Here is a 4,186-nt window from a genome sequence, read left to right as displayed (position 1 = left end):
GGACCCACCGTCAGCACCGTCACCTCGGCACCGTCGTTCGCCTCGGCGATCCGCAGCGCCTGCTCGACGCCGTACTCGTCCAGCTCCGACAGGAGACCGTCCACACCCTCCCGGTCGGTGGTGTGGTCGTCCGCGAAACGACGGTCACCCGTCGCGTCCGGCACGTACTTCACACAGACGACGATCCTCAAGCTCACGGCCTTGTCTCCTGTACTGGTCTCGTCCGGCGGCTGCGGCGTGCAAGCGGGCGCGAACACGGAACGCACCCGCTCCGGGCAGCGAGTTTCCCGTGCCGGTCCGGAACTTCCTGGCAGCATACTCGGCGGTAGCCCAGTGGTCACTACTGGCCAGTAGCTTATGCCGGACGGCCCGCGTCGCAGCCAGCGCCCATCCTGCCCCAGCCGGGGTCAACCGTCACCCGTCGCCCGTCACCGGACCGCCGCGCCCAGCGCCGCGATCACGTCCGCCTTGCGCGGCATCCCCGCCGCCCGGCGCACCACCCGCCCCGCCGTGTCCAGTACCAGCACGGTCGGCGTCCGCAGGACCTCCAGCCGACGGACCAGCTCCAGCTGCGCCTCGGCGTCCAGCTCGACGTGCTCGACCCCGTCGACCATTCCCGCGACCTCGGCCAGCACCCGCCGGGTGGCCCGGCAGGGCTGGCAGAACGCGGTGGAGAACTGCACCAGGGTCGCCCGCTCACCGAGCGGCCCGCCCAGGTCCGCCTCCGACAGCCGTACAGTCCCGTCCTTGGTGCGCACCCTCAGCCTTCCGTCGCGCCTGGCCCTCAACAGTCCGAACGCGGTCGTCGGCGCCAGCACGACAACGCACACCACCGGTCCGGTCATCCCTCCAGTCTGCGACAGCACGTACGGGCTCCGAAAGGGAGGTCGACCCGCCGACACCGGGCCCGTACGATCGGCGGATGGACGCCGACCCCCTCCCCCCGCCGCTACTGACCGCCCGTCGCACCGTCGGCCCGGAGCCGGCCGCCACCGCCAGCCGTCGCTGACGCGCCCCGCCGCAGCCGCTCGCCGCAGCCGTCCGTCGCGACCCTCCCGGAGCCCCCGTGCAGACCGACTCCCGCGGTCCCCGCTTCGCCGCCGCACTCACCGCCGTGGTGCTGGCCGCCGTCCTCATCACCGGCAGCGGGCTGCTGCTGGCCGCCCAGACCGTCGTGTTCGCCCTCGGCGCCATCGGCGGTCCCCGGGTCTCCCCGTACTGCTGGTTGTTCCACGCCTTCATCGCCCCGCGCCTGACCCCGCCCACCGAGACCGAGGACGAGCGCCCGCTGCGCTTCGCCCAGGGCGCCGGGGCCGTGTTCGCCGCCGTCGGCGCCCTCGGCTACCTCACCGAGGTCACCTGGCTCGGCCTGCTGTCCACCGCCTTCGCCCTGGCGGCGGCCTTCCTGAACGCCGCGTTCGGCTACTGCCTGGGCCGCGAGATCTACCCGATCGTCCGACGCGCCCAGGGGCGCCTGGGCGCCGGCGCCTGATGCCACCCCCGGTACCACCCGGGCCGGGGAACGCCGGGGATCAAGGAGGAACGGATGAGTTCCCGGCCGAATTCATCACGGAGATCACACCGTGAATATTCGCTTGACCGCACGCCTCAGGTGACAGCAGGCACCCGTTCGGGGGATCATCTCCGTGTATCACCCGTGACCGCCGCGGCGTGCCGTGCTCCGGTCGGCTCCCGCGCACGGCGCGGGTACCCGCCGTACCGGGCTCCGGCCCGTAGAAGTCAGGACTGACCGTGGCAGAGTTCGTCTACCCGCCGGTGATCGGCGCCGCACTCACCGCCTTCCGCGCGCTCGACGTGCGGATAAAGATCATCGGCGCCGAGCACATCCCCGCCGAGGGCGGAGCGGTGCTGGTGAGCAACCACATCAGCTACCTGGACTTCCTCTTCGCCGGCCTCGGCGCCTACCGCGGCGGAAAGCGCAAGACGCGCTTCATGGCCAAGGACGACGTCTTCCGGCACCGCATCTCCGGACCGCTGATGCGCGGCATGAAGCACATCCCGGTCGACCGCACCGACGGCCAGCCCGCCTACGAGGCCGCCGTTCGCGCCCTCAAGGCGGGCGAGGTCGTCGGGGTCTTCCCCGAGGCGACCATCAGCCGCTCGTTCATGCTGAAGAAGTTCAAGACCGGCGCCGCCCGGATGGCGGCCGACTCCGGCGCCCCGCTGCTGCCCGTCATCCTCTGGGGCACCCAGCAGCTCTGGACCAAGGGCCGCCCGAAGACCCTCACCAAGCGGCACGTCCCGGTGACGATCATGATCGGCGAACCGATCCACCTCGGCCCGAACGACAAGCCCGTCATGGTCACCAGAAAGCTGCGCGCCGCCATGAGCGAGATGCTCGACCGGGCCCAGCGCGACTACCCCGGCAAGCCCTCCGGCCCGGACGACACCTGGTGGCTTCCCGCCCAGCTCGGTGGCACCGCGCCCACCCTGGAGGTCGCCGAGGCCGAGGACGAGGCGGAGGCCCTCGCCAAGGCCGAGCGCCGCGCCGCCCGGGGCTGACCCACCCCGCACACTCCCAGAGCACTCCCTCGCGTTCCCTCGTGTTCAGGAGCCTGCCCGTCCACTCCGCGTGACCGAGCGGACGCGATCCGTCGCGTGTCGCCCGGCTACCGGCGCTCCCGTCTGGCACAGTGACACCTCGTTCCAGGGGCCTTCCCCTGGAATCGTCCCGAGTCCCGCCCACCATCGGGGCCGGGGCGCACGTCGGAGCGGTCGGAAAGGTCGGAGACGGAGATGACGCGGAGCGCCGGCACACGGCAGTCCCTCACGAGCAAGGCCCGCACCCGCGCAACCGCCGGTGCGGGCCTCCTGCTCGTGGGCGCCCTGATCACCGGCTGCGGGGCCGAGCCGGGCGAGATCCCGCTCTCCGAGATCCGGCCGGACTCCCCCACCGCCACCCCCGAACCCACCCAGTCCGCGACCCCGGGCGTCGTCGGCGCCGCGAACGCGGACGCGCACAACGGACTGATCGTCAGCCGGGCCTACACCGACGCCACCCGCACCACCAGCGCCATCGTCACCGTCGGCCCCGACGGAAGTGGCCAGCACCAGGTCACCCAGCCGCCCGAGCGCGCCCGCGACGACCGCCCCGACTGGTCCCCCGACGGCAGCGCCATCGCCTTCGACCGCACCGACCCCCAGACCGGCGCCGCCCGTCTCTGGACGGTCTCCGCCACCGGCGGCAACGCCCACCAGATCAGCCAACTCTGCGACGCCGCCAGCGCCGGCGCCGACTGCGCCAACGAGGACGAACGCGCCCCCGCCTTCTCCCCCGACGGCAAGCAGCTCGCCTTCAGCCGTTCCTGGGGCGCCCTCGACCAGGCCCACAACAACCAGGTCCAGTACTCGGACCTCTACCTGATGAGCCCCGACGGGACCAACGTCCAGCGGCTCACCTTCCTGACCAACGACAAGCCCTACTCCGGCGCCGTCAGCAACCCCAGCTGGTCACCCGACGGCAAGCAGCTCACCTTCGAGTACCGCACCAGCGCCACCGGACAGCCCGCCAACAGCCGCGCCATCTACGTGGTCGGCGTCGACGGCACCGGGCTCCGCCAACTCACCCCCTGGGAGCTGCGCGCCGGCGACCGCGCGCCCTGGTCCCCCGACGGCACCCAGATCCTCTTCACCACCTACCCGGCCGGCGCCGAGAACGCCCCCGGCGGGGGCATCTACACCGTCCATCCCGACGGCACCGCCATCGGCGCCCTCACCCCCGCTCCGTCGACGACCTTCTACGGCGGCGCGGCCTACGCGCCCGACGGCAAGTCCATCGTCTTCACCCAGGCCCCCGCGGGCTCGGGCTCGGATCTCTACAGCATGCGGCCGGACGGTACGGGCGTCGCCAAGCTCACCAACAGCGCTGACAAGTGGCTCAGCCGTCCAGCCTGGGGAACGGCGGCCGCACCGGCCCAGGCCACCCAGTCGTCCGACGCGCCGTCAGCTTCGGCCTCGGCCTCGGCTTCGACCTCGGCCTCACCGTCTGCGGGTGCTTCAGCAACCTCTTCCGCGTCGGCCCAGCAAACGCCGGACGGGAAGGCCGACGACAACTGAGCGGAAATGCGAAAAACCCCCATCCGGAATCCGGATGGGGGTTCTTCTGAATGATTGTTCGGCGGCGTCCTACTCTCCCACAGGGTCCCCCCTGCAGTACCATCGGCGC

Annotated in this window: 4 protein-coding genes and 1 pseudogene; 3 read left to right on the top strand and 2 right to left on the bottom strand. The window is 72.1% G+C overall.

What is annotated here, in order from left to right:
- Nucleotides 1-197: pseudogene (locus ACFV1W_RS40205) on the bottom strand (electron transfer flavoprotein subunit beta); the annotation flags it as partial.
- Between the two features lie 231 nt (nt 198-428).
- Complete coding sequence (locus ACFV1W_RS40200; protein ID WP_380422488.1) at nt 429-845, bottom strand: thioredoxin family protein; 417 nt, start codon at nt 843-845, stop codon at nt 429-431.
- Between the two features lie 221 nt (nt 846-1,066).
- Here ACFV1W_RS40200 and ACFV1W_RS40195 point away from each other — a divergent pair, with 221 nt between their 5' ends.
- From ACFV1W_RS40195 to ACFV1W_RS40185, 3 genes are all read left to right on the top strand, one after another.
- Nucleotides 1,067-1,492 carry a DUF4395 domain-containing protein gene (locus tag ACFV1W_RS40195; protein ID WP_380422487.1) on the top strand — a complete coding sequence of 142 codons (426 nt, stop codon included), beginning with the start codon at nt 1,067-1,069 and terminating at the stop codon, nt 1,490-1,492.
- A 260-nt stretch (nt 1,493-1,752) separates the two neighbouring features.
- Complete coding sequence (locus tag ACFV1W_RS40190) at nt 1,753-2,523, top strand: lysophospholipid acyltransferase family protein (protein ID WP_380422485.1); 771 nt, start codon at nt 1,753-1,755, stop codon at nt 2,521-2,523.
- 234 nt (nt 2,524-2,757) lie between these two features.
- Nucleotides 2,758-4,077 (top strand): TolB family protein, encoded by a 1,320-nt coding sequence (locus ACFV1W_RS40185; protein ID WP_380422484.1) that lies wholly within the window; start codon nt 2,758-2,760, stop codon nt 4,075-4,077.
- Nucleotides 4,078-4,186: the final 109 nt, after the last annotated feature.

The sequence above is a fragment of the Kitasatospora sp. NPDC059648 genome (assembly GCF_042734825.1).
In the GTDB taxonomy this organism is placed as follows: Bacteria; Actinomycetota; Actinomycetes; order Streptomycetales; family Streptomycetaceae; genus Kitasatospora.
This window is presented reverse-complemented; position numbering and strand designations above follow the sequence as displayed.